Source organism: Sinimarinibacterium arenosum (genome assembly GCF_005047655.1).
Classification (GTDB): Bacteria; Pseudomonadota; Gammaproteobacteria; order Nevskiales; family Nevskiaceae; genus Solimonas.
On sequence record NZ_SUKF01000001.1, the window covers coordinates 529,967 to 553,625 of the forward strand.

The 23,659-nt window shown below is 64.8% G+C and carries 21 protein-coding genes; 7 read left to right on the forward strand and 14 right to left on the reverse strand.

The features are described from left to right. Positions 1-55 precede the first annotated feature (55 nt). Positions 56-589, reverse strand: a complete 534-nt coding sequence (locus tag E4T66_RS02495) for a hypothetical protein (protein ID WP_248679363.1) — start codon at positions 587-589, stop codon at positions 56-58. An 87-nt stretch (positions 590-676) separates the two neighbouring features. On the opposite strand from E4T66_RS02495, the gene E4T66_RS02500 reads away from it, so the two are divergent. After that, complete coding sequence (locus E4T66_RS02500; protein ID WP_169577443.1) at positions 677-3,928, forward strand: penicillin acylase family protein; 3,252 nt, start codon at positions 677-679, stop codon at positions 3,926-3,928. A gap of 136 nt (positions 3,929-4,064) precedes the next feature. After that, entirely contained in the window at positions 4,065-4,976 is a 912-nt protein-coding gene (locus E4T66_RS02505) for an ROK family protein (RefSeq protein ID WP_136847316.1), read from the forward strand. Between the two features lie 9 nt (positions 4,977-4,985). Here E4T66_RS02505 and E4T66_RS02510 read toward each other — a convergent pair whose 3' ends face one another. Continuing rightward, positions 4,986-5,405 (reverse strand): GtrA family protein, encoded by a 420-nt coding sequence (locus E4T66_RS02510; protein ID WP_169577444.1) that lies wholly within the window; start codon positions 5,403-5,405, stop codon positions 4,986-4,988. A gap of 225 nt (positions 5,406-5,630) precedes the next feature. Between E4T66_RS02510 and E4T66_RS02515 the strand changes: the two genes are divergently transcribed. Beyond that, a complete protein-coding gene (locus E4T66_RS02515; protein ID WP_136847318.1) occupies positions 5,631-6,248 on the forward strand; it encodes a hypothetical protein in 618 nt (205 codons plus the stop codon). Next, positions 6,245-7,816, forward strand: a complete 1,572-nt coding sequence (locus E4T66_RS02520; protein ID WP_136847319.1) for an FAD-dependent oxidoreductase — start codon at positions 6,245-6,247, stop codon at positions 7,814-7,816. Before E4T66_RS02515 ends, E4T66_RS02520 begins: the two co-directional genes overlap by 4 nt. A 69-nt stretch (positions 7,817-7,885) precedes the next feature. On the opposite strand, the gene ppa is transcribed toward E4T66_RS02520, so the two are convergent. Continuing rightward, complete coding sequence (ppa, locus tag E4T66_RS02525; RefSeq protein WP_136847320.1) at positions 7,886-8,416, reverse strand: inorganic diphosphatase; 531 nt, start codon at positions 8,414-8,416, stop codon at positions 7,886-7,888. Positions 8,417-8,536: 120 nt separating this feature from the next. Further along, the gene (locus E4T66_RS02530; protein WP_136847321.1) at positions 8,537-9,805 is read right to left on the reverse strand and encodes a 6-phosphofructokinase; all 1,269 of its coding nucleotides are present in this window, start codon (positions 9,803-9,805) and stop codon (positions 8,537-8,539) included. Positions 9,806-10,030: 225 nt separating this feature from the next. Here E4T66_RS02530 and E4T66_RS02535 point away from each other — a divergent pair, with 225 nt between their 5' ends. Then, on the forward strand, positions 10,031-10,594 hold the full coding sequence (locus tag E4T66_RS02535) for an adenylate kinase (RefSeq protein WP_136847322.1): 564 nt from the start codon (positions 10,031-10,033) through the stop codon (positions 10,592-10,594). 70 nt (positions 10,595-10,664) lie between these two features. Here E4T66_RS02535 and rnd read toward each other — a convergent pair whose 3' ends face one another. Continuing rightward, a complete protein-coding gene (gene rnd / locus E4T66_RS02540) occupies positions 10,665-11,768 on the reverse strand; it encodes a ribonuclease D (RefSeq protein ID WP_136847323.1) in 1,104 nt (367 codons plus the stop codon). A 75-nt stretch (positions 11,769-11,843) separates the two neighbouring features. Between rnd and E4T66_RS02545 the strand changes: the two genes are divergently transcribed. Both E4T66_RS02545 and mpl read left to right on the forward strand, forming a co-directional pair. Next, complete coding sequence (locus tag E4T66_RS02545; protein ID WP_136847324.1) at positions 11,844-12,419, forward strand: hypothetical protein; 576 nt, start codon at positions 11,844-11,846, stop codon at positions 12,417-12,419. A gap of 8 nt (positions 12,420-12,427) precedes the next feature. Further along, a complete protein-coding gene (gene mpl / locus E4T66_RS02550; protein WP_136847325.1) occupies positions 12,428-13,783 on the forward strand; it encodes a UDP-N-acetylmuramate:L-alanyl-gamma-D-glutamyl-meso-diaminopimelate ligase in 1,356 nt (451 codons plus the stop codon). Between the two features lie 44 nt (positions 13,784-13,827). Here mpl and E4T66_RS02555 read toward each other — a convergent pair whose 3' ends face one another. From E4T66_RS02555 to rnt, 9 genes are all read right to left on the reverse strand, one after another. Beyond that, positions 13,828-14,292 (reverse strand): GDP-mannose mannosyl hydrolase, encoded by a 465-nt coding sequence (locus E4T66_RS02555; protein WP_136847326.1) that lies wholly within the window; start codon positions 14,290-14,292, stop codon positions 13,828-13,830. 19 nt (positions 14,293-14,311) lie between these two features. Then, positions 14,312-15,334, reverse strand: a complete 1,023-nt coding sequence (gene lipA / locus E4T66_RS02560; protein WP_136847327.1) for a lipoyl synthase — start codon at positions 15,332-15,334, stop codon at positions 14,312-14,314. 58 nt (positions 15,335-15,392) lie between these two features. Then, positions 15,393-15,959 (reverse strand): hypothetical protein, encoded by a 567-nt coding sequence (locus E4T66_RS02565; RefSeq protein WP_136847328.1) that lies wholly within the window; start codon positions 15,957-15,959, stop codon positions 15,393-15,395. A 49-nt stretch (positions 15,960-16,008) separates the two neighbouring features. Next, on the reverse strand, positions 16,009-16,791 hold the full coding sequence (locus E4T66_RS02570; RefSeq protein WP_136847329.1) for a lysophospholipid acyltransferase family protein: 783 nt from the start codon (positions 16,789-16,791) through the stop codon (positions 16,009-16,011). Positions 16,792-16,820: 29 nt separating this feature from the next. Then, complete coding sequence (locus E4T66_RS02575) at positions 16,821-17,609, reverse strand: GNAT family N-acetyltransferase (RefSeq protein WP_136847330.1); 789 nt, start codon at positions 17,607-17,609, stop codon at positions 16,821-16,823. A 127-nt stretch (positions 17,610-17,736) separates the two neighbouring features. Then, positions 17,737-20,241 carry a glucans biosynthesis glucosyltransferase MdoH gene (gene mdoH, locus E4T66_RS02580; protein ID WP_211242728.1) on the reverse strand — a complete coding sequence of 835 codons (2,505 nt, stop codon included), beginning with the start codon at positions 20,239-20,241 and terminating at the stop codon, positions 17,737-17,739. Then, the gene (locus E4T66_RS02585) at positions 20,228-21,760 is read right to left on the reverse strand and encodes a glucan biosynthesis protein G (RefSeq protein WP_136847517.1); all 1,533 of its coding nucleotides are present in this window, start codon (positions 21,758-21,760) and stop codon (positions 20,228-20,230) included. The genes mdoH and E4T66_RS02585 overlap by 14 nt, the downstream gene beginning before the upstream one ends. A gap of 76 nt (positions 21,761-21,836) precedes the next feature. Beyond that, positions 21,837-22,982 carry an L-dopachrome tautomerase-related protein gene (locus E4T66_RS02590; RefSeq protein ID WP_136847332.1) on the reverse strand — a complete coding sequence of 382 codons (1,146 nt, stop codon included), beginning with the start codon at positions 22,980-22,982 and terminating at the stop codon, positions 21,837-21,839. Positions 22,983-22,995: 13 nt separating this feature from the next. After that, positions 22,996-23,652 carry a ribonuclease T gene (gene rnt, locus E4T66_RS02595; RefSeq protein WP_136847333.1) on the reverse strand — a complete coding sequence of 219 codons (657 nt, stop codon included), beginning with the start codon at positions 23,650-23,652 and terminating at the stop codon, positions 22,996-22,998. Between the last annotated feature and the right edge of the window lie 7 nt (positions 23,653-23,659).

Genomic DNA, 23,659 nt, shown 5'->3' on the forward strand with positions numbered 1-23,659 from the left:
CCGGATTGTAACGGCGCTTGCCGGATTCGTCGTCCGGGGTTTCCCCCGGCTCGCGTCAGCCGACGCGCGGGCCGAGCAACTGCTGTGCGGCGTCGATCATGCCGTGGTTGCGCAACCAGACCATCGATTCAGAGCCCTCCTGCGCGAACCACGCGGCGGCGCTGCCGAGTACGAAGCCGTAGCCCCAGGCATCCATGTCGATGAACAACTGCGCGCGCGAGTAACCGGCAATGCGGTCCGCCAGCAGCGCCTGCAGGCAGCACACGGCCATCTCCTCGTCCTGATCGCCGTTGGCGTCGGTATGCACTGACTGACGCCGCGCGGCGTCCATGCACAGCCAGTGGCAGCCTTCGTGCAACACAGAATGCACCGGCGTGTCGTCACGCACATACAGCGTGCTGCCGACCAGGCCTGCCTCGGTTTCACCCCAGTAGCTGCCAGGGATTTCTTCGTCGTCGGCGACCGTGTGCAGCGTCAGACCGTGCTCGGCGAACATCGCCCGCAGCGCGTCGGTGCCGAGCGCATGGACGCGTACGACCACCGGCTCCGATTCCGGTTCTGGGGCCGGCTGGACTGGATCAATGTTCACGATCGCGTTCACAATGGCGCGAACTATATTGGCGTGGCGACAGCGACGCCATCCAGACATCCGGGCACGAGCCGGGGGAGAAAAGCAATGGATGAGAAGCGTGGGTGGAGACTTGCGGGTCTGATTTTCGTGGCCGGCGCACTGTGCGCCTGCGGCAGCAGTACCGCTCCGGACGTCAGTGACGGCGGGGGTGGCGGCACGGTCGGTCCGGGGGACATCGCCGGCAATACCTTCATGGCGATCGTGCCACCGGGCTCGAACGGGAATTCCGCCGGCGGTCTTGGTGCGCCGGTGCCGGGCGTGCCGGTGGCCCGCTATCCGGCCAACTTCCGCGACCAGCTCGACATGTACGGCAATCTCGCCTACGCAAAGCAGGGTCTGAAGTCGGATGCCTGCACGCCGCCGAAGAATATCGACGAGCACGAGAAGCAGTCGGATCAGGCCTGCAACTACTTCAAGGCGGCGCCGCTGACCTTGTCCGATGCCGACGCGGTGTCCAAGCGCGAACTGACCGCGCCCAACGGCAAGACCGTGATCATCCGCCGCGACGGCTGGGGCGTGCCGTACGTGGACGGTGAGGACCGCACGGCCGCACAGTTCGGCCTCGGCTTCGCCGCTGCGCAGGATCGCCTGTGGCTGTTCGATCTGCTGCGCAAGGTGGGCCGTGGCCGTGCATCGGAAATGCTCGGACCCTCTGACACGACTTATGAGTTGGACCTGGAATTTGGTGCGCCGGCCGGTTATAGCGAGGACGAGCTGACGCAGATCGTCCAGGCGGCCGTGGCGAAGATGGGGCCAGTCCTCGGGCCGCTGTTCCTGAGCGACACGCAGACGTTCGTCGCGGGCATGAACGCCTACATCGACACTCTGCTCGGCGCCGGTGCGCTGGAGACGCCCCCGGAGTACGCGACCCTGGCGCTGGGGCTGGATCTGACCAAGTTCCCGCCCGCGCCGTTTACAGTCAACGACATCGTTGCCAACGCAGTGCTGATCCAGTCCGCGCTGGGCTTTGGCGGCGGTGGTGAAGCCGTCAATCTGAAGTTGCTGCAGAAGCTTGATCCCACACTGGGGCCGGGCTCGACGCAGATCGCTCAGGGAGCCTGCGAGCTGTGGCGTGATCTGCGCCATGCCACGACTGCCGATACGCCGGTGACGGCGTCCGGAAATTTCGCCACACAGTCGCCACCGTCGGTCGACGAAAGCTGTCCGCAGACTCTGCCGGCTGGCGTTGCGATCTGGGATGCCGGCAGCTTTACGGGCTTCACCCTGCAGACGCACGGGGCTGGCTTGCCGTTGGAAGCGCCGATTCCGGGAGAGCCGGGTGGCGGTCTGGGGGCTACTGCCAAGTCCGGGGGGCTGAATCTGCTTGGACGCCTGTCGTGGATCAGCGCGATGAACGAACCGGCCGACGCGACGGTGGTGCCGTTCAAGCGTGAGCAACCCAAGGCGCTGGTGCTGTCGGACAATCCCGGGGGCAGCCTGCATGCCTTGCTGAATCGTCTGGGCATGCCGCTGACGACATCGAACTTCATTGCTGCGGCCGCGGATCAGACGCAGTCGGGTCACCCGATCATTGTCGCGGGACCACAGACCGGCTACTTCAATCCGCAGTTGCTGTGGGAAGCGGCCGTGGTGTCGCGCGGCGATACCGAGTTTGAACTTGCCGCGCGCGGCATTTCGACCGTCAATCTGCCGTACATCGTCATCGGGCATGGTCTCGACTTCGCCTGGAGTCCGACCTCCGCGGGCTCGGACTTCACCGATACCCGGGTGTCGACGATGTGCAACATGGACGGCAGTCCGGCGTCGCGGCTGGATGGCAACGACGACGGTTTCCCCGACGCCGACGGCTATCTGTTCAAGGGGCACTGCGTGCGCTTCTACAGGCGCGTTGACGAATGGACCGCGCAACCAACCGTCGCCAGCGTGGCGCTCGGCGGCCAGCCTTTCCCGGAGACGGTCAAGCGTTACGTGCTGCGCACGCACTACGGTCCGGTATTCGGCACCGCGACGGTCAACGGCGAGCCGGTTGCGATCTCGACGCAGCGTTCGACCTTCTTTGCCGATGTCGACACCGCAGCGCCGTTTGCGCTGCTGACGACGACGGGCGCGCCGATGACGCACACGCGCTTCAAGCAGCTGTTCAACAGCATGACCGCGACCTTCAATTGGCTGTATGCCGATCGCAAGGATATTGCCTACATCCAGTCCGGCCTCTATCCCAAGCGCAATCCGGGTCAGCATCCGGAACTGCCGGTCTGGGGTGATGGCAACTTCGAGTGGGTGGTGGATCAGAACCTGTCGACGGCGTTCTTCGACATCTATGGCGGTGACGGCAATGCCGACGGCAAGCCATTCCCCAGCCGCGCCTACCCGGAAGCGCAAAGCAGCTCGAATCCGGGCTACTTCGAATGGCCGGGCTTCCTGTCGCTGGCGTCGCACATTCAGGACACCAATCCGCCGCAGGGTTATCTGGCGAACTGGAACAACAGCGGCGCGCGTGGTTGGTGGGCGGCCGACAGCAACGGCACCTATGGGCCGACGCATCGCGTGCGCATGCTGTCCGAGCGTCTGAAGGCATTCAAGGCGTCGGGTCGCAAGCACACGCTGGCGACGATGATCGAAATCATGGGTGACGCGGCCTACACCGATCTGCGCGGACAGGATCTGCTGCCGATGCTGATCGAGCTGATGGAGCAGGACAGCCTCACCGCGGATCAGGCCCAGGTCGTGGTGCTGATGACGCAGTGGATGGCGGCGGGTTCGAACAACTGGATCTCCGACACGCCGGGACTGGGCTCGATGCGCCGCGACCGTGATGCCGACGGCGTCTACGACTTCCGTGCGCAGGTAGTGCTGATGGATGCCTGGTATCAGCATCTGATGGAGACGGTCACGCCGCAGCTGTCGGACATCGCGGCGTCCGGTGTCTCGACGCTGACGAGTCGCTATGACGCACCGCGTGCCCAGGGATCGGCGTTCCAGGAGGGTTGGTTCCAGCACATGATCCGCATGCTGCAGACCGTGCTCGACAAGCCTGATCACGAAACCTATCGCGCGCTCAAGTGCGCCGGCACCGGAGTTCTCGCTGACTGCCGCACGGCCGTGCTGACGGCGCTGGACGAGGCGTTGAGCGATCTTGGCGGCTTGTCCAACAGGGCCAACTGGGACGGCAGTCAGATTCCGAACGCCAAGGGTTCCGATGGCGCCGTGGTCGAGGACTACGATGCGGTCGAGCACACCTCGTTCAGCTTGTTGCCGGTCCCGCCGATCCACTGGATTAATCGCCCGACGTTCCAGCAGGCGGTCGAGATCACGCAGGATCGCTACGGCGAGTAAGCGACGCGGGCGGCGGCATCGGGTGACCCGACCCGATGCCGCCGTCATTTGCCGTTCGCGGTGACCACGCTAAGCTCCCCAGGAATGCTGGCGCAGACCGTTTCTGCGTCGGTGAACGGCACGGGAATTCGGACACATGCGAATCGGAATCGACCTCGGCGGCACCAAGATCGAAGGCGTGGTGTTGGATGCCGATTCGCAGATTCTGGCGCGACGCCGAGTGCCGACGCCGCCGGACGACTATCAGGCGGCGCTGTCGACGATCGTTGAGTTGGTGACGGCGCTGGAGCAGGACGTCGGCTGCACCGGGCTGACGGTTGGCGCCGGCACGCCGGGCGCGCGCTCCAAGGTCAACGGTCGCATGAAAAACTGCAATTCGACCTGCCTCAACGGGCAGCCGCTGCTGGAGGATCTGACCGCGCGTCTGGGTCCTCGGGTGCGCATTGCCAATGATGCGGATTGTCTGACCCTGTCCGAAGCCAGTGATGGTGCCGCCGCCGGCGCACGTTGCGTGTTCGGCGCAATTCTCGGTACCGGGGTCGGCGGCGGTATCGTCGTCGATGGGCGCCTGCTGTCCGGCCCGAACGCGATCGCGGGCGAGTGGGGTCACAATCCGATGCCGTGGCCGCGCCCGGAGTGGGACGAGGTGCCGGGGCCGCTGGGCTGGGACGGACGTCACGGCACGATCGAAGTGTATTGCTGCGGTCCGGGGCTGGCACTGGATCACCAGCGCGTGACCGGTGAACTGCTCAAGGGGGAGGACATCGTTGCGCGCGCCAGCGCCGGGGATGACGCCTGCGAAGCCAGCCTTCAGCGCTGGGAGGATCGCCTGGCGCGCGCGTTTTCAACGGTGATCAATCTGCTGGATCCGGATGTGATCGTCGTAGGCGGTGGTCTGTCGCGGGTGCAGCGCATTTATCGGAATGTGCCGCAGCGCTGGGCGCCGTGGGTGTTCTCCGATCGAATCGAAACGCGGCTGGTGCCGGCCATGCACGGCGACAGCAGCGGTGTGCGCGGTGCGGCGTGGCTGTGGCCTGAGGCGATCTGACCAAGTCGGTCAGCGTTGCGGTGGCGTCGGATCGCGCTCGGCGCGAAACACCCAGAAGTTCAGCGTCAGATAGTTGAACACCAGCACCACGCCGGTCGCGATGATCTGCGCGAGCAGGTAGTGCCATAGCCGCGGTGCCAGCCACCACACCAGCAGCGTGTTCAGCGTCCAGCCGATCGCGAACATGATTGCGAAGCGCGGCAGCCCCTGGCGATGCGCGCGTGCACTGTGGAATGTCAGGGAGCGATTCAGCAGATAGTTGACGATCGCGCCAGCGATGAAGCCAATGGCCGTGGCCGGCGTCGGCCACCAGCCGCCGAACTCGACCGCCGTCGTCAGCACCGCGTAATGCACCGCGGTGGAGGCCAGGCCGACGCCGATGAAGCGCGGAATCTGGGTCTGGTGACGTCGCGGCGCAGCGGGCTTCACGGCGGTGATATTGGTTTTGAGTGGAGGCGGGCGACCGTCATCAGGGTGAAGGCGACGGCTCGCAAGCCTGTGCAATTGCTCGATCAGCGTCAAATGGCTGCCGTGATCGAAGTGAGAGAACGGGCTTGCATTGCCGGCCAAAGAAAATAACTATACGCGTACGCTAAATTGACTGGCCGGTCGTTCGCCGGACGTGGCGTGCGGATTCCGATGGGAGAGCAGGGAATGGAGCAGCAGACTGCCGGGGTGCCGGCATTTTCCGAACTGGATGGCTGGGGACTGGCGCGGCGCCGCGTGGTGCGCGCACTCGCGCTGGTGCCGACTGCGGTGGGCGGCAGTTTTGCCTTGGGCGCCTGCAGCGCCCACGACGCACCGGGGCCGGATGGCCGGCCACTGCTGGCGCTGTCGGCCGCGCAGGCGCGCACACTCGAAGCCGTGGCCGAAGCGGTGGCACCCACCGCCGGCGGATTTCCGAGCGCGCGCGAGGCTGAGGTGATGCGCCGTTTCGACGAGGAGCTGAGCTTTGTCTCGCCGTCGATTCGCGACGATCTGAAAGCGGCGCTGGGCGTGCTCGAATACCTGCCACCGTTGTACGGTCACTTCGGACGGTTCTCGCATCTGGACCGTTCCGCGCGCCAGGCGCTGCTGCAGCAGATGTGCAGCAGCCGCGTCGAGCTGCTGCGGGCGATCGGTGGCAACGTCAAGATCCTCGTGCAGTTCTTCTACTTCGCGCATCCGAAGACCTGGGCCGCGACCGGTTACGATGGGCCGTTCGGACGCTTGCCCGAGCGGATGGATGATCAGCGGCGCTGGTATGCCGAGCACACCGGAGCGTCGGCATGAGCGCGCCAACGCCGGGACGGATTTATCAGTGGACGGATCTGACGCAGATGCAGACGATCCGCGCCGAGGTCTGCGTCATCGGCTCGGGTTGCGGTGGCGCGACGCTGGCGCGGCAACTCGCGATGGCCGGGCACGATGTTGTCGTGCTGGAGCGCGGCGGGTATTACCCCGAGTCGACCTTCGATCAGAGCGAGCTGGGCATGAATGCCAAGCTATCGGCGGATCGCAGCATGCGCGCCTCGGCCGATGGCGGCACCTTGCTGCTGTCTGGCAACAACGTTGGTGGCGCCTCGGTGCACTACTGGGCGGACAGCTACCGCACACCGGACGATCGTCTGCAGCTGTGGGCCGATCGCTACGGTGTCACGGGGCATGATGCGGCGGCACTGGCGCCGGCCTGGGACGAGATCACCGCGACCCTGAACGTGCATCCGGCGACCGAGGAATACCACAACCGCATGAACCAGCTGCTGCGTGCGGGCGCCGAACAGCTCGGCTGGGAAGGTCATCCGGTGCCGCAGGCGCGCAAGGGCTGCGTCAAGTCCGGTCACTGCATGCAGGGCTGCATGTACCGAGCCAAACAGTCGCAGCTGGTCACGCATATTCCGCAGGCAGTCGCGCATGGCGCGCGGGTTTACGCCGACGTCGAGGCGCGCGAGCTGGTGTGGGAAGGCGGCAAGGTCAAGGCACTGCATGCACGCGTTGTCCATCGTCCCAGCAACCGCGTCAGCGACATTGCGCTGACGATCGAGGCGAAGGCGTTTGTACTCGCCGCCGGGGGGTACTACAGCGCGCCTTTCCTGATGCGTCAGGACGGACTGCAATCGCAGTTGCCGATGCTGGGCAAGCAGTTCGGCATGAACCCGACGGCGATGGTGCATGGACTGTATGACGAGGACATCGTGCTGTGGCGGAACATTCCGGCCGCGTTTGGTGTTGAGCATTTCCGCCTGGCGAAGTTCGACGAGGCCGGGGCCTATGTCGAAGGCGGCTATCTGTTGATGGCGAACCAGATCCAGCCGGGTCTGCTCGGTTCGATGATGCCGGTGATGGGTGACGAACTCGGACAGTGGATGTCGCAGCTGCCGCGGATCGGCGGCACGATTGCCTGGATCGATGATCCCGCCGACGAACTCGGCGAATTGCGTCTGGCCAAGGACGGCACGCCCAAGGTCCACTATCCGTACGGTCCGCTGACGCAGGCAATCCTGCGCGACACCATCAAGAAGCAGGCGCAGCTGCAATTCGCGGTTGGTGCACGCAAGCTGATGGTGGCCGGTGCCGATGCGCTGCAGCTGAATTCACCCGCGGATATCGACAAGATCGATCAGCTGGAAATCCGCGCCGGAGGCCTGTTCATGGCCGCGCCGCATCCGGCGGGGGGCTGTGTGATGGGACGCAGTGCCAAGGACTCGGTGACCGACTCCAGCCACCGCGTGCATGGTTTCGACAATCTGTTCGTGGCCGACAGCTCGGTGTTTCCGACTCCGGTATCGGTGGATCCGAGCTTCACCATCATGGCGTTCAGCTATGTCGCCGCCGAGCACGTGCGTCAACATCTGGGCTGAGCCGCAAACGACGACGGCAGGCACCAGTGTGGGCCTGCCGTCGTGCGGTACAGCGCGTGAAGCGGGGGATCAGCCCTTGTAGGCCTTGATGCCGGCTTCGATTTCGCCGCGCGCGGCGGCGGCGTCGCGCCAGCCGGATACCTTGACCCACTTGCCCTTCTCGAGATCCTTGTAGCGCTCGTAGAAGTGGCGGATCTCGTTCTGCAGGCGCTCCGGCACGTCAGCCAGATCGCGCAGATGATCGTAGGCGCCGTTGCTGACCTTGTCGGTCGGCACGGCCAGCAGCTTGGCGTCGGTGCCGCCTTCGTCCTCAGTGTCGAGCACGGCCACGGCGCGGCACTTGATCACGGAACCCGCCACGATCGGGTGCGGGGTCAGCACCAGCACGTCGACCGGATCGCCATCGCCGGCGAGGGTCTTGGGAATGTAGCCGTAGTTGGCCGGGTAGCACATCGACACGTTCATGAAACGGTCGACTGTCAGCAGACCGGTTTCCTTGTCGACTTCATATTTGACCGGCGGGCCATAGGCCGGAATTTCGATGACAACGATGAACTCGTTGGGGGCCTTGTCACCAGGGCCCAGTGCTTCGAATCCCATGTTCTAGTCTCGATCCATGTGCGTGCGGGGCCGCGATTGTACCCCGACTGCGGTCCGTCTACAGGTCTCCTTTGGTCTGTGCTTCCGAGCGGCTTCCGGATCCGGAAGTCGCCGGGTCGATCAAAGGTCGGGGTTGTAAGTCGTGTCGGTCAGCTGCGGCGCCAGGACGCGGCGCAAATGGGCGTAGGCCGGAATGCCGTCGATGTATGGCGGGTGCTCTTCACCCTCGATCAGCGGTTGCAGGTAGCGGCGTGCGGCGTCGGTAATGTAGTAGCCGTCCTCGGTGATGTACTCGCGCGGCAGTTTGCGTTCCTTGCCGGCGACCTCGGCCACCGGCACCGTGCCGGTGCACCAGCGGTAGGGTGCTTCGCTGGTGCGTTCGATGGTGACCATCACGCCGGAATGGCCCTGCAGTGCCAGCTCGACCGCAGCCTTGCCGACGGCGTACGACTGTTCGACGTCAGTCTTCGACGCAATGTGCCGCGCAGACCGCATTAGATAATCGGCGACCGCGTAGTGCGTCTTGTAGCCGAGCAGGCTGCGCACCAGCGTTGCCAGTGCGGGCGCCAGCCCGCCGAGCTGCGGCCGGCCGTGGTCTGCGTGCAGCGGCCGGGTTTCCGACAGCAGACTGCCGTCGGGATTGCGCAGGCCTTCGCTGGCGACCACGGTGCAGCAACCGCAGGTGTCGACGTAGTGGCGCACCTGGGCAAGGAATCCGTCACGATCGAAAGCGACTTCAGGAAACAGAATCAGGTGCGGTGCATGGTCCTTGTCGCGGCTGGCGAGGCCCGACGCTGCAGCGATCCAGCCGGCGTTGCGCCCCATCACTTCGAGGATGAAGACCTTGGTCGAGGTCAGTGCCATGCTGCGCAGATCCAGTCCGGCCTCTGCGATCGACACGGCCGCGTACTTTGCGGCCGAACCGAAACCCGGACAGCAGTCGGTCGCCGGCAGGTCGTTGTCGATGGTCTTGGGAATGTGGATCGCCTGGATTGGATAGCCCATGCGCTGGCCAAGCTCCGAAATCTGCGCGCATTGCACTGCAGAGCCGCCGCCACCGTTGTAGAAGAAGTAGCCGATGTTGTGTGCCTTGAAGACCTCGATCAGGCGCTCGTATTGCGCGGTGCTTTCTTCGTAGGGCTTGAGACCGTAGCGGCAGGAGCCGAAGGCGCCGCCGGGCGTATGACGCAGACTCGCGATCGTCTCTGGCAATTCCTGCGAGGTGTCGATCAGGCGTTCGTGCAGCGCACCGAGGATGCCGTTGTCGCCCGCGTAGACAGTGCCGATGTGATCGGAATACCGGCGTGCCGTTTCGATCACCCCCTGGGCGGAGGCATTGATGACCGCGGTAACACCGCCGGACTGCGCATAGAAAGCGTTGCGTGGCATGCGTCGACTAAAGCAAGGATCGTGCTGGCAGTGTAGGTGATCGATGCGACAGGATGACTGAGCTGGGTCAGCTGGCGCGCATCGTGAGCCCGCCGGCCCCGCTCGCATGGGCCCAAGGGCGAATTGACGCGCGCCTGCGGGCACGGTTACTTTTGCCGCTCGCGCGGCCTTGGGGAGGCTTTCGGTCGTCCGCGAAAATCTTTCGAATACAGAGGTTTACCCACGATGAGAATGGTATTGCTGGGTGCGCCCGGCTCGGGCAAGGGCACGCAGGGCGAAAAGTTGGTCGCGCATTTCGGCATTCCCAAGATTTCTACGGGCGATGCGCTGCGCGCCGCCGTGGCTGCAGGGACTGAACTCGGTCGCAAGGCCAAGGCGACGATGGACGCAGGGGAACTGGTGGCCAATGACATCGTCATCGGCATCGTTGAAGAGCGCCTCGGTCAGCCGGATGCGCAGAAGGGCTTCGTGCTCGATGGTTTCCCGCGCAACACGGCGCAGGCACAGGTGCTGGATGCGATGCTGGAGCGTCTCGGCCAGCCGCCGATCGACCGTGCGATTCATCTGGCGGTTGATGATGAGGAGATCATTCATCGCCTGCTCGATCGCGCGCAGAAAGAAGGCCGCGCTGACGACAAGGAAGACGTGATTCGTAACCGGATTGCGGTCTACAACGCCGAAACCCATCCGCTGCTGGCGTACTACGAGCAGCAGGGCAAGGCACGCACGGTGCAGGGCACCGGCGGTCTGGATGAGATTTTCAGCCGGATCACGGCTGCGTTGAACTAAAAAGCCAGAGCAGGTTGGAATAAAAAAGCCCGCCATCCGGCGGGCTTTTTTGTGTCATCAAGGCAGCGGATCACAGCGATGCCAGCAATTGCGTACCGCAGACTTCGCGACGCCAGCCGCTCAGAACGCCGGCATCGGCTTCGGTACCCAGACGCACCAGTCGCATCAGGTCGGCGCGCGGTGCCAGGAAGCTGGCCGGCACTTCCAGTTCGGCGGCGACCTGCTGTACTGCGCCCTGCAGATGCTTCAGCAGAGCCTTTTGCGTGGCATCCGGTTCGTCCTCGCGCTGGTACAGACGCTCCGGCAGTGCGCTGGCGTGGGCGATCAGTTCGATCAGGGCCTCACCGTGCCGTGCCAGTGACTTTGGCGGCAGCGCATTCAGCGCTTCGAGCTGCGCGAGGGTCTGCGGTCGACGCTGGGCCAGGATGTAAATGACGTCGTCGTCGACGATCCACTTGCGTGGGCGATTGCGTTGCTGCGCTTCGGCTTCGCGCCACGTCGCCAGTGCGGCTGCGACGGTCTGTTCGCGGGCGTTCAGCCGCGCGATGCCTTTGAGCCGCTGCCAGGCGTCATCCGGCCTCGTGACGTACTGATCCGGATCGCACAGACGGGCGCAGTCCTCGGCCAGCCAGGCCAGGCGCCCCCGTTCAGCCAAAGCATCCTGCAGTGCCGGATAGATTTCAGCCAGATGAATCACGTCGGCTGCGGCGTAGGCCAGCTCGGCAGGGCGCAACGGGCGGCGCGCCCAGTCAGTGCGCGACAGACTCTTGTCCAGCGTGATGCCGAGCCGGCGCTCGATCAGCCCGGCATAGCCCAGCTGATCGCCGAAGCCGAGCAGGGTCGCAGCGATCTGCGTGTCGAACAGCGGCTGCGGGCAGGCCTTGCGCAGATGACTGAGGATTTCCAGATCCTGCCCGGGGGCATGAAAGACCTTGATCTGATCCGGCGCGTACAGAACGTCGAGCAGCGGACTCAGGTCGTCGAAGGCCGTGGTGTCGATCAGCGCGGTGGTTTCACCGGCCTGGACCTGGATCAGGCACAGACGGGCGTAGTAGGTGTCGACGCGGACGAACTCGGTGTCCACGGCCAGAAACGGCGCTTGCGACCAGTTTTCGATCGTGCGCAGCAGTGTGTCGGTTTGAGTGATCAGGGGAATTGCAGGGGAATCAGGCATGAAGGTGTCCGTCGGGCCCCGTCGGTGGGTCCGGTAAAACGCCTAGAATAGCCGCTCACACCGAATCACGACCCCATGTTCGCGCAGATATTCATTGCCGCACTGAGAATTCTCAGCTTTCGCGCCGGCCCGCAAGACCTGCCCTTCGATCCCCGCCAGACCTGGCCGCTGATGCTGGCGGCTGCTGGCGCCAACGTCGCGGTCTTCGTGCAGGTGCTGCCGCTGTCCAGCGCGGTGGCCATGGCGGCGGCGATGGTTGCCGGTACCGCGCTGGTGACGCGCTCGGTCCTGCGTGCGCGGGGCGTGCCTGAGCGCTTCAGCCAGACCTTCCACGCGCTGCTGGCTACGGCGACAGTGCTAACGCTGCTGATGCTGCCGTTGTTTGCGCAGGTCGCGCCGATGCTGCGTCAGATTGCGGAACATCCGGAGCTGCTGGAGCAGCCGGACACCCTGAAGTTGCCGCAGTCCGTCGTGCTGCTGATGAACCTGCTGAATTTCTGGAATTTCGCGGTGACCGCGCACATCTTCCGTCACGCGGCCAACGTGCCGTTCTGGGTGGGCGTGATCGTGGCGCTGATCATCGCCTTCGTGGTGCTGTTCGTCGTGGCCTTCGCCGGCACGCTGGCCGGCACCCTCTTCGGCATGGGCTAAGGCGGACGATGCACATCCATATTCTGGGGGTCTGTGGCACCTTCATGGCCGGTATTGCTGCGATTGCGCGCGAAGCCGGGCATCGCGTGACTGGCTCCGATGCTGCAGCGTGGCCGCCGATGTCGACCCAGCTCGAAGCCCTCGGCATCACCGTGATGCAGGGCTATCTGCCGGAGCACCTGCAGCCGGCGCCGGACATGGTCGTGGTCGGCAACGTCGTCAGCCGCGGCAATGCGGCGATGGAATACGTGCTCAATGCCGGTCTGCCGTACACCTCGGGTCCGCAGTGGCTGGCCGAGAACGTGTTGCGTGATCGTCACGTGCTGGCGGTGGCGGGCACGCATGGCAAGACCACGACGACCTCGATTCTGGCGTGGCTGCTGGAGCATGCCGGGCTGGAACCGGGTTTTCTGGTCGGCGGCGTGCCACAGAACTTCGGCATCTCGGCGCGGCTCGGAACATCGAAGTACTTCGTGATCGAGGCCGACGAGTACGACACCGCGTTCTTCGACAAGCGTTCAAAGTTCGTGCACTACCGGCCGCGGACGGCGATTCTGAACAACCTCGAATACGACCACGCCGATATCTTTCCGGATCTGGCCGCAATCGAGCGCCAGTTCCATCATCTGATCCGTACCGTTCCGGGGCAGGGCCGCCTGATCGTCAATGGCGCAGATGCCAATCTGGCGCGGGTGCTGGAGCAGGGCTGCTGGAGCGAGCAGTGCACTTTCGACGATACGCGCGGCTGGTCGGCGCTGCCAATCGACGACAGTGACGGCGCGACTTTTGAACTGTTGATCGAAGGTCGGCCACAGGGGCGGGTGCACTCGCCGCTGCTGGGTGCGCATAACCGCTCCAACGTGCTGGCGGCGTTTGCCGCTGCGCATCACGTTGGCGTATCGATCCCGGCGTTGATCGAAGGGATCAAGGGTTTTCGCAATGTGCGCCGGCGTCTGGAGCAGGTCGGGCAGGCGCGCGGGATCACGGTCTATGACGACTTTGCGCATCATCCGACCGCGATTGCGGTGACGATCGATGCGCTGCGCGCCGCCGGTGATGGCCGCATCCTTGCGGTGCTGGAGCCGCGCTCCAACACCATGCGTCTGGGCACGCAGTCGGCCGAGCTGGCGCAAAGCCTGACGCATGCGCAGCAATGTTTCGTCTACGCGCGGCCGGATCTGAAGTGGGACGCGCACGCAGCGCTGTCCGGTGTCGGTCCGCGTCTGCAGGTGTTCGATGCGCTGGAACCTCTGATCGCGGCGGTGGCGGCAGAGGCACAGCCGGGCGATCGGGTGCTGGTGATGTCCAACGGCGATTTCGGCGGCATTCATCAACGTCTGCTCGGCGCGATCGAAAGCGACTGAGTCGAGTCCGTCGCAGCCGCCGTCTTCAGGGATGTCTCGAGGGCTCAGACCGTCTCGAAATATGCGCGCGTATTGGCGTGAACCTGCGGGTGTTCGCGCAGCTCCAGCGGCGTCATCCAGCGGAACTCGCTGTGCTGACTCCGTGGCAGTTCGAGCGCTGTGGTGATCTGCAGCGTATGTGCCAGGACCACGTAGTGGGTGCCGATGCCGGGCACGCCCATGAAGTTGTCGACATACAGATGATCGTAGACGCCGAGCAGGGCGGCGTCGCGCCGCGCGAACGACTGCCCGAGTTCGGTATGGGAGATGCGGGCGAAAGCATGATCCAGGGTTTCGCCCTTGCGGATCGCCCCGCCAGGGACGAACCAATAGCCTTTGGCTGGGGCGTTACGCCGCATCCCCACCAGTGTCCGGCCTCCGGTGTCGCGCACGATCAAGTCGATCGACACCAGCGGTGCGCGCGCGATCAGCTCCAGATATTCCGCAGCGGGGAGCGGGCCGTCGGCCATTGAGCGTCGTGGTGGCGACTCAGGCCTGCGCCAGCACGCCGTGAGCCTGCTGATCGGCGTGATAACTGGAGCGCACCATTGGCCCGCTGGCCACGTGCGAGAAGCCCATCTGTTCGCCCAGCACGCGCAGGCGCTCGAATTCCTCGGGCCGCACGTACCGCGAGACCGGCAGATGATGCTTGGACGGCTGCAGGTACTGTCCCAGAGTCAGCATGTTGACCTGGTGCGCGCGCAGATCGCGCATGACCTGCTCGATCTCCTCGATTTCCTCGCCCAGGCCCAGCATCAGGCCGGACTTGGTCGGAACTTCGGGATGCATGCCCTTGAAGCGCTCCAGCAGGTCCAGACTCCATTCGTAATCCGAACCCGGCCGTGCCTGCTTGTACAACCGCGGAACGGTTTCGAGATTGTGGTTGAACACGTCCGGCGGTGTGTCCTTGAAGATCGCCAAGGCCGGGTCCATGCGACCGCGGAAGTCCGGCACTAGCACTTCGATCGTCAGGTTCGGAGACAGCGCACGGGATTCGCGAATGCAGGCGGTGAAATGCGCGGCACCGCCGTCGGGCAGGTCGTCGCGATCGACTGAGGTGATGACGACGTAACGCAGCCGCATGTCGCGGATCGTGCGCGCGAGATTGACCGGTTCGTCGGCGTCCAGCGGATTGGGCCGGCCGTGGCCGACGTCGCAGAACGGACAGCGCCGGGTGCAGATGTCGCCCATGATCATGAACGTTGCGGTGCCCTTGCCGAAGCACTCTCCCAGATTGGGGCAGGCGGCTTCCTCGCACACCGTATGCAGCTTGTTCTCGCGCAGCGCGGCCTTGATCCGGGCCACCTCCGGCGTCGCCGAGGACTTGGCGCGAATCCATTCCGGCTTGCGTAACGGCGTTACCGTCGGTTCGATCTTGATCGGGATGCGCGCCATCTTGTCGGCGCCGCGCAGTTTCTCGCCCTGGATCACGGGTTTGATCCCTGCGGGTTTGGTGGTTGCTGCGGGAGCAGGCGCAGGCGTGCTGGCGGGCTGGTCGGACGAGGTGCTCATGGGGGTTCCAGGTCGGTGCCCGGCTATTGTAACGCGCAGCGGAGTGTCACCTTCGCGGCTACTTGATCCGGCGTACTGGTGCCTGCGTGTTCAGACCGTCGATCTTGAGCCAGTATCCGCTGATGAACCCACGCCGGATCGTGACTTCTGGATTCTGCTTCAGCAGGGAGACCGAGCGGCAGTTCACGCACTCCCAGACCTGTCCGTTCTCGAGCTCGAAGCGGGTTTTCGCCTCCCAGCCGCGAAACTCACCGAGGATGCGCGAGTGGATCTCGTCCGGAGGAGCCTTGTCCCTGTCCACGCCGGTCTTCGGCAGTGATTCGGCGCCGAAATCCGCGATGGGGGCGGCCGGAGCAGGCGCCGTCGCCGGGGGCGGCGCTGACGCAGGCTCCTGCGGTGTCGGACTGACGGTTTGCGCGATTGGCATTGGGGACGACGGCGTCACCGGGACCGCAGCGGGTTCGCTCCAGGCCGCTGCGGCGTTGTCGTAGCAAATCAGGCGTTCGTCGTCGCCGGAGAGGCTGCGGCACTGGGTGAAGGGCTGTACTTCGGGGGGCGGCGCCGCGTGTGCCGGATGCAGTGCACACAGCGCCAGAGTCAGCAGGAAAGGGCGGTACGCGTTCATGCTGTGACGTTAGCACAGCATCTCGTTCGAATCGGTCTGCGATGGCGCTTCAGGCGGCGAGCCGGGTCGCGGTTTGTGCCGGGACGGAGTCTTCGGTGAGCCCTGGCTGCAGTGAATGCCTGATCTGCTGGCGCGCGACGCGGGCGAGTTCGTCGCGTTCCAGAGTCGCGCTGGCGATCGGGCCGCCGTAGATCAGCTCCGCATGCAGTTTCGGCTCGCGCAACAGGCGCAGGATGTGGCTGAACAGGTCATCGTCACCAATGAACGGGGCGATAGAGCGCCCGTCCGCGGTGGGCAGGTAGCGCAGGGCGACCGGTTGAACGTCGGTGCCGGATTCGACCGCTGCGGCGAACAGGCGCGCGTGGAACGGCAGAACGTCGGTGCCGGCCGTGGTCGTGCCTTCCGGAAACAGCACCACGCTGCCGCCGTTGATCAGATGTGGGACCAGACGTTCCAGCAGCGGGCGCGCACCGCCCTTGCCGCGGCGGATGTAGAAGGTCCCGGCCGCATCGGCGAGCCATCCCGCGACCGGCCACGTGCGGATTTCAGATTTGGCGATGAAGCGGAAATCGCCGCCAGCGGCCAGCAACGGGATGTCCAGCCACGAGATGTGGTTGGCAACGGTCACGCGCGGCCCGTTGAGTGCCTGGCCGTGGATCGTCAGTTGCAGATTAAGGATGCGCAGCAGCTTGCGCGACCACCAACGTGCCACCGGCTCCGGATGCAGGCGCTGGGTCGGATCGATTCTGACCGCGGTCGCGGCGACCACTCCGGCCACGATGTGGCCGAGCAGTCTTGCGCTGCGTATCCAGACCATGATGACCCGGGGCACGGCGTGCGTCCGCGTTGGCGCTGGCAAGCTCAGGCGTGACCTGCGGTTATCGCAGGAGCCGATTCGCCCTGGCGGCCGAGGAAGTGGCGCGCATACCGTGGGTGCAGATCACTTACGTTGAGCAGCATGAAAACGTCAGCGCAGTTGAATTCGCGATCCCAGTAGGCGTCACCGCAGGCCTTGGCGCCAAGGCTCAGGTAGGCCTTGAGCAGCGGCGGCATGCGCGGCTTCTCGGTCGGACGGCTGTCGGCGGCCGGCAGCGGAATGTACGGACGTACGCGCTGCGAATCCGGCGCGAGATGCTTGCTGCGGATCTGCGCGAGGATCGCGTGAGCCGCTGCACCCCCGTCCTCCAGCCCGATGCTGGCGCAGCCGAACAGGTAGTCAAAGCCTTCGTTGATGATGAACGAAGCGATGCCCTGCCACAGCGTTGCGATCACCGCGCCGTTGCGGAATTCCGGATCGACACAGGTGCGGCCGATTTCCATCAGGCGCCCCGGCAGTGAGTCGATCATCGCCAGATCGAACTCGCCAGACGAGTAGAAGCCGCCAACCTTGGGTGCACGCTCATCGGTCAGGATGCGGGTGCAGGCGACCACGCGGCCGCTGTCCGGCTCTGTCACCGTCAGGTGGCGGCAGTGCGGATCGTATTGATCGTGATCGATGCCCAGGATTCCGCCATCGATTTGCGCGCCGAGTTCGCCAGCGAAAATGCGGTAGCGCAGCTGCTGCGTTTGCAGGATTTGCTCGGGCGTTTGTGCCAGGCCGACTTCGAAACGCGGTCGACGCGGCAGGTCACCATCCATCTGTGCGGACATGAGAACACTCCAGTTCTGATGCCACGCACTCTATGAAGCCACTGTAAACACGACATGACGACAGCGTGTCGTTTGTGTGACACGCGCCTCCCAAGCTATCAGGGTTTTCGGCGACGCCGGGCGCTGTTTAGCGCGCGCGCCAGCCGGGATCGGCCAACGGATCGGTCCAGGCCCGCAGATGGAAACGCGCCATGCTGTGCGGGTCCGACAGTAGCCGGTTGCGTGAGATCTCATCAATCTCGCGCGGGGCCAGGCGAGCGGACTCGTCCACGGTCCAGTTGCGCTGCGTCCGTGCCGCAGTCGAAAGGCGCGTGCGGTGATGCTCGGACAGGCACAGCAGGGCATTGATCGCCGGATCACCCACCGCGCTGTGGAACGCGGGCGGGGGGGCTGCGCGACGCAGGCCGGCGCGCAGCCAGCGCAGTTCCCGCGGTGGAATCGATTCTTCCGGAATCAGGAACAGGCGCGCATCGCGGGTGCCGCGACCGAGCCTGACCCGTGAGCTCCAGACCGACAGCGGGATCGCCAATACCAAGCTGCCGGCTACGGGAAGCAGCCACCACAGGAAATCCGGGTTGAGCCAGTAGATCGCGCCCAACCAGCACAAACCCAGCACGGTGCCGCCGCCGTGACGCCGCAGGGCGTCGCGCCACAAGGTCTGCGCGTCCTCGCGTGGAGGCGACTGCCATTTGACCGAGAACCCGGCCATTGCGCTCAGCACGTAGCGCGTATGGAACAGCATGCGGATCGGTGCCAGTGCAGCGGAGAACAGCATTTCCAGCACGGTGCTGGCGGCGAGTTTGAAGACGCCACCGTAACCCCGCCACTGATCCGGCTTCAGCACGATCAGCAGCATTGCCAGCAGCTTGGGCAGCAGCAGCAAGGTCATGGTGCCGCCAAACAGGCGGATCGCCCATTCGGGATGCCAGCTCGGCCAGTTCGGAAACAGCTGGTTGGGTTCGGTGAAGTATTGCGGTTCGCCGACCGCGAACACTGCAATCAGCGCGGTGGACAGCAGCAGGAACAGGAACCACAGCGGCGCCGACAGGTAGGCCATCACGCCGGTCATGAACACGGCGCGATGTGCGGGGTGTAGGCCTTGGGCAAAGAACAGCCGGAAATTCTGCAGATTGCCCTGGCACCAGCGCTGGTCGCGCTTGAGTTCGTCGAGCAGGGTCGGCGGCATTTCCTCGTAGGAGCCGGGCAGGTCGTAGGCGATCCACACGCCCCAGCCGGCACGGCGCATCAGTGCCGCCTCGACGAAGTCGTGGCTCATGATTTCGCCGGACAGGGCGCCGCGACCGGGCAGGCGGCCCAGCGCGCAGTGCTCCATGAACGGCGCCACGCGGATGATCGCGTTGTGTCCCCAGTAGTGCGATTCGCCCAGCTGCCAGCAGTGCAGGCCGGCGGTAAACAGCGGGCCGTACACGCGTGTGGCGAATTGCTGAATGCGTGAATACAGGGTTTCGCGTCCGGCCGCGCGCGGCGCGGTCTGGATGATGCCCGCGCCGGGATTCGCCTCCATCAGCTGCACCAGACGCTGCAGGCAATCACCGGACATCACGCTGTCGGCGTCGAGGATCACCATATAGCGATAGGCGCTGCCCCAGCGGCGGCACCAGTCGGCAATATTCCCGGACTTGCGTTTGATGCGGTGGGTGCGGCGGCGATAGAAGATGCGGCCGAAGCCGTCGACATCGCGGCACAGGTTCAGCCATGCATCGATTTCCGCCACGCGAGTATCGGCGTTGTAGCTGTCGCTGAGAATGAACAGATCAAAGCGGTCGCGCAGGCCTTGACGGCAGATCGAATCCCAGGTCGCACGGACGCCGGCAAATACGCGCACGACATCCTCGTTGCAGATCGGCACCAGGATCGCGGTGCGCGCGTTCGCATCGATCGCAGTGTCCGCCGCGGCGCTCGCCGAAATCGCGTAACGATCGCGGCCACGCATGAGCACGAAGAAACCAAGCACCGCGGTCCAGAAACCGGCGGAAATCCACGCGAACAGCACTGCGTAGATGACCAGAATGGTGATTTCCAGCGGGTGTTGCCCGTGGTAGGGCAGGATCGCCGACATGTAATAGGTGGCGACGTAGCTCTGCGCCAGAATCAGCAGGACCAGCAACGCCCGGCGGAATCGGCCGGTCAATTTCCACGGCGTCGCCTGCGACGGCACAACTTCCGCCGCTTCACGCGCATGCATCTGGCCGCGAACGCCCAGCGCGCGCCGGCGCAGCGCCTGCCACAGGCGCTTGAAGGGATTGTTGTTCCATGGCACCGGACTCATCGACGCGCGTTGCAACGGCGGGGTCGAGACCAGACGGACCTCTCCCTGGCGGTCGGTGACGATGTAGCGGTCCAGCCCGTGATCGCCCTTGCGCGGAGTGCCGCTCACATAGGCGCGCAGTCGCGCGGAGGCCGAACGCCGAACGGCATCGGTGTCGCTGCCGTCGCTTTCGCCGGCCAGTGCATGGTGCACGGCGGAAAACGGTACCTGAGCGGGGTCCGCTGCCTGTGCAGCCTGATGCTGCAGGCTCTGGCGCCTTTGCGGGTCGGGTTCCAGCTGTTCCAGGTATGCCGCCAACCTCGGTTCGCTGGCTGCCGCCTGGGTCCGCTCAGAGATCGCCAAGGCGGCGCGCCGTCGATGCAGCGGGCAGGACGTATGCCCAGGTTTCCGAGATGTTGCGCTCGCCGTCGGTCAGCACCGCGCGCATCTCAAGCGGTTTGGACTCGTCCGTGCGCCGGATCCGCAGGCTCAGGCGCCAGCCGCCGGTGACATCGTTACGGTAGGCCTGGCGTTCCAGCAGCTCACCGCCGTCGCCGATCCAGACGCCGGGAACAATTTTGGCGTCGGCGGGCAGATCAGTCAGAGGACCGCCGGCGAAGTCGATATGGAAGCGTAGCGAATCGTCGGCGTCCTTGACCCAGCCGTGACCGCGCCGGGTCTGTTCGGCACGTGCAAGATCCGGATGGTGTTCGGGATTCAGCTGCCAGTACAGGTCGTAGTTAAACGCGACGCTGTCGCCGGCCTGTGGCGCGCGCTCCGGTACCCAATAGGCAACGATGTTGTCGTTGGTTTCGTCCGGGGTCGGAATCATGACCAGCTCGACCCGGCCCTTGCCCCATTCACCCTTGGGTTCGACCCAGGCACTGGGACGGGTTTCGTAGCGCGCTTCGAGATCTTCGTAGTGTCCGAAATCGCGGTCGCGCTGCAGCAGTCCGAAACCGCGCGGGTTGGTGGTGCCGAACGAGGTGATCAGCAGGCGGCGCGGATTGACCAGCGGGCGCCAAACCCATTCCTGATCGGTGTGCACCAGCAGACCGTCGGAGTCGTGTACTTCGGGACGGTAGTCCTCGACTGGCGCCGGCTGATTCTCGCCGTACATGAACATGCTGGTCAGCGCGCCGATGCCGATCTTGTTGACCTGGCTGCGGAAGAACAGCTTGCAGCTGACCTCGACACGGGTGTCCTCGCCCGGGCGTACCTTGAAGCGATAGGCGCCAGTCAGGCGCTGGGAGTCGAGCAGCGCATAGATCGTCAACTGGTGATCTTCGGCGCGTGGCCATTCGATCCAGAACTCGGTGAACGACGGAAACTCTTCGCCGGTGAGTTCGCCGGTGTCCACTGCCAGCCCGCGCGCCGACAGGCCATAGCGCTGCCCTTTGCCCAGCGCGCGGAAATAGCTCGCGCCCTGGAATACGATCAGCTCGTCCTTGTAGGCGTCGCTGTTTAGCGGGTAGTGCACGCGGAAGCCGGCAAAGCCCAGATCCTTGAGCTCGTCGACATTGATCTGATTCTTGCCGTAGTCGAAGTCGCGCGAGTCATAGCGCAATGGCTTCACGCCATCGGCGGTGACGAGGTTGAGGCGGATCGCACGGTCGTAGTAGCGGCCGGGATGCAGCAGCTGGATCTCGAACGGGATGCGCGTGCCGCGCCAAATTGCATGATCAGGGCGGAAGCGGATATCACGGTACTGATCGTAGTTCAGGTTCGCCAGCGTCGGCGGCAGCTTGACCTCGGGCTTCTCATACGGCTTTTCAGCCAGCTTGGACGCTTTCTTGGCAACATCGTCGAGATCGAATGCCTGGGCTGGCAGCGCCAGCAGCAGGACCGCAAGAACGAAAAAGCGACGCAGGATGGCCGGCATGGGTGTGGATAGGTCGGGCAATAGTCAAGTTTCAGAACAGCAAGTATGCCTCTGTTACAGGGCACTGCGCCAAGCATTAATGACCGGGCACAGCCTGTACGCCCAGCCGGACGCGGTAGACCGGATACGGGGCGTGTGCGGCAATCGAGGACGGTAGCTGGCCGAGCACATGCTGCAGGCTCGAACAACTAATGTAGAGCCAGCCATCTGTACCGAAGCTGAATCCGTCAGGCCAGCGCAGGCGCTCGCTCTGCAGCAATGTGGCCATCGACCCGTCCGGGCGCAGCTCGACGATCGCCGAATGCTCCAGATCCGACAGGTAGATCGTGCCGGCGTTGTCGATGGTGAGTCCGTCGGTCATGGTCTTGGGCGCAAACACTTCAACCCTGCCGGCCAGCGTGGCGGCATCGATGCGCGGGTCGCGCAGCGACGCGGTGCGGATTCGGTACAGATTCAGGTCGGTCACCGGAGCGAAGTACAGCCACTCGCCGTCGCGGTCCAGTACGATCGAATCCACTCCAGGGCGAATGGCGATCAGGCCGAACAGCTCCATCCGGCGACCCTGGACGGTGGGTACGTACAGGTCCGGCAGGACCGCGGGATGCTGATCCAGCAGGCGCCGCGAATGGCGTGCTGCAACGTCATAGACGATCAATGCCGGGCGCTTGCCGAAAAAACTGGCGTCGGCGATGTAGACCCATTGGCCGTCCGGCGATACCTGAAAATCGTTCAGGTGCGAACCGAGGCCGGCGATCTCGCGAGGAAATTCGAACTCGTGCACGACCTCGCCGTGGGTCAGATCGAAAGCCAGCAGACGCGCGGGATGCAGGCCGTGCTGGCCGTTGTCCAAGGTCCACAGGCGGTTCTGGCGGTCGATGCGCAGCGACAGCACGTCGCGGAAGTGCCGGGGTGCGGTGTTGGCCTGCTGGAATTCGGCCGAAGGCCAGGGCTGCATGCGGCCGTCGACCAACTCGACCACGCTCCACTTTGGGTGTGCTTCCGGATGCAACGTGACGAACACGCGCCCGTCGGCGGAAACCGCGATGTTCCCCGGCGGCGTTGGCAGTTCTGCGACGACCTCCAGCGCGGATTCCGGAAGGCGCGGTTCTCCCGTATGGCGGTCGGGAAAATCGCCGCCGCCGCCGTACTGCCACCTCAGGGTGCCCGCCACGCCGCCGAGCAGAATCACAAGAACGATGACGGCTTTGATCAAAGCGCGCATGGCCGGCTCGGGATCAGGGGTCGGCGGGAGAGTTGCGCGCCTGGCTGAACTCGTCGTAAAGCGGGCGCATGCGATTGACTAGCAGGCAATAGAGGTCCGCCGTGCTCTCGGCATCGTAGATGGCCGAATGCGCCGCTTCCGCGTCGTAGCCCAGCCCGGTGGCCTGTAGTGCGCGCGCCAGCACCGTCTGCCCCAGTGCGGCGCCGGCCAGGGTGGCCGTGTCGAACACGCTGAACGGATGGAACGGGCAGCGCTTGGTCGCGGTGCGCTCGACCGCAGCATTCACGAAGCCGAGATCGAAGTGGGCGTTGTGCCCCACCAGAATCGCGCGTGTACACCCGTTTTCGGACACGGCTTTGCGAATTGGCCGGAACACGTGATCCAGCGCCTCGCGTTCGGGCAGTGCCAGCCGCAGTGGATTGTCGATCCGGATGCCGTTGACCTCCAGCGCCGCCGCTTCGATGTTGGCGCCGGGAAACGGTTCGACGTGCGCGAATACGGTCTGTCGGCGTACCAGCGTGCCGTCCTCCTCCACCCCGAGGATCACCGCAGCGATCTCGAGCAGCGCGTCGGTGCGCGAATTGAATCCGCCGGTTTCGACGTCGACAACCACCGGCAGAAAGCCGCGGAAACGGTGACCAACTTTGGTTTTGGGTGCGGAAGAGTCCATGAGCGCG

Bases quoted from the DNA above. Each gene is read 5' to 3' on its own strand.
- E4T66_RS02500 (WP_169577443.1), top strand. From the start codon at position 677: ATGGATGAGAAGCGTGGGTGGAGACTTGCGGGTCTGATTTTCGTGGCC.
- E4T66_RS02505 (WP_136847316.1), top strand. From the start codon at position 4,065: ATGCGAATCGGAATCGACCTCGGCGGCACCAAGATCGAAGGCGTGGTG.
- E4T66_RS02515 (WP_136847318.1), top strand. From the start codon at position 5,631: ATGGAGCAGCAGACTGCCGGGGTGCCGGCATTTTCCGAACTGGATGGC.
- E4T66_RS02520 (WP_136847319.1), top strand. From the start codon at position 6,245: ATGAGCGCGCCAACGCCGGGACGGATTTATCAGTGGACGGATCTGACG.
- ppa (WP_136847320.1), bottom strand. From the start codon at position 8,416: ATGGGATTCGAAGCACTGGGCCCTGGTGACAAGGCCCCCAACGAGTTC.
- E4T66_RS02530 (WP_136847321.1), bottom strand. From the start codon at position 9,805: ATGCCACGCAACGCTTTCTATGCGCAGTCCGGCGGTGTTACCGCGGTC.
- E4T66_RS02535 (WP_136847322.1), top strand. From the start codon at position 10,031: ATGAGAATGGTATTGCTGGGTGCGCCCGGCTCGGGCAAGGGCACGCAG.
- rnd (WP_136847323.1), bottom strand. From the start codon at position 11,768: ATGCCTGATTCCCCTGCAATTCCCCTGATCACTCAAACCGACACACTG.
- E4T66_RS02545 (WP_136847324.1), top strand. From the start codon at position 11,844: ATGTTCGCGCAGATATTCATTGCCGCACTGAGAATTCTCAGCTTTCGC.
- mpl (WP_136847325.1), top strand. From the start codon at position 12,428: ATGCACATCCATATTCTGGGGGTCTGTGGCACCTTCATGGCCGGTATT.
- E4T66_RS02555 (WP_136847326.1), bottom strand. From the start codon at position 14,292: ATGGCCGACGGCCCGCTCCCCGCTGCGGAATATCTGGAGCTGATCGCG.
- lipA (WP_136847327.1), bottom strand. From the start codon at position 15,334: ATGAGCACCTCGTCCGACCAGCCCGCCAGCACGCCTGCGCCTGCTCCC.
- E4T66_RS02565 (WP_136847328.1), bottom strand. From the start codon at position 15,959: ATGAACGCGTACCGCCCTTTCCTGCTGACTCTGGCGCTGTGTGCACTG.
- E4T66_RS02575 (WP_136847330.1), bottom strand. From the start codon at position 17,609: ATGTCCGCACAGATGGATGGTGACCTGCCGCGTCGACCGCGTTTCGAA.
- E4T66_RS02585 (WP_136847517.1), bottom strand. From the start codon at position 21,760: ATGCCGGCCATCCTGCGTCGCTTTTTCGTTCTTGCGGTCCTGCTGCTG.
- E4T66_RS02590 (WP_136847332.1), bottom strand. From the start codon at position 22,982: ATGCGCGCTTTGATCAAAGCCGTCATCGTTCTTGTGATTCTGCTCGGC.
- rnt (WP_136847333.1), bottom strand. From the start codon at position 23,652: ATGGACTCTTCCGCACCCAAAACCAAAGTTGGTCACCGTTTCCGCGGC.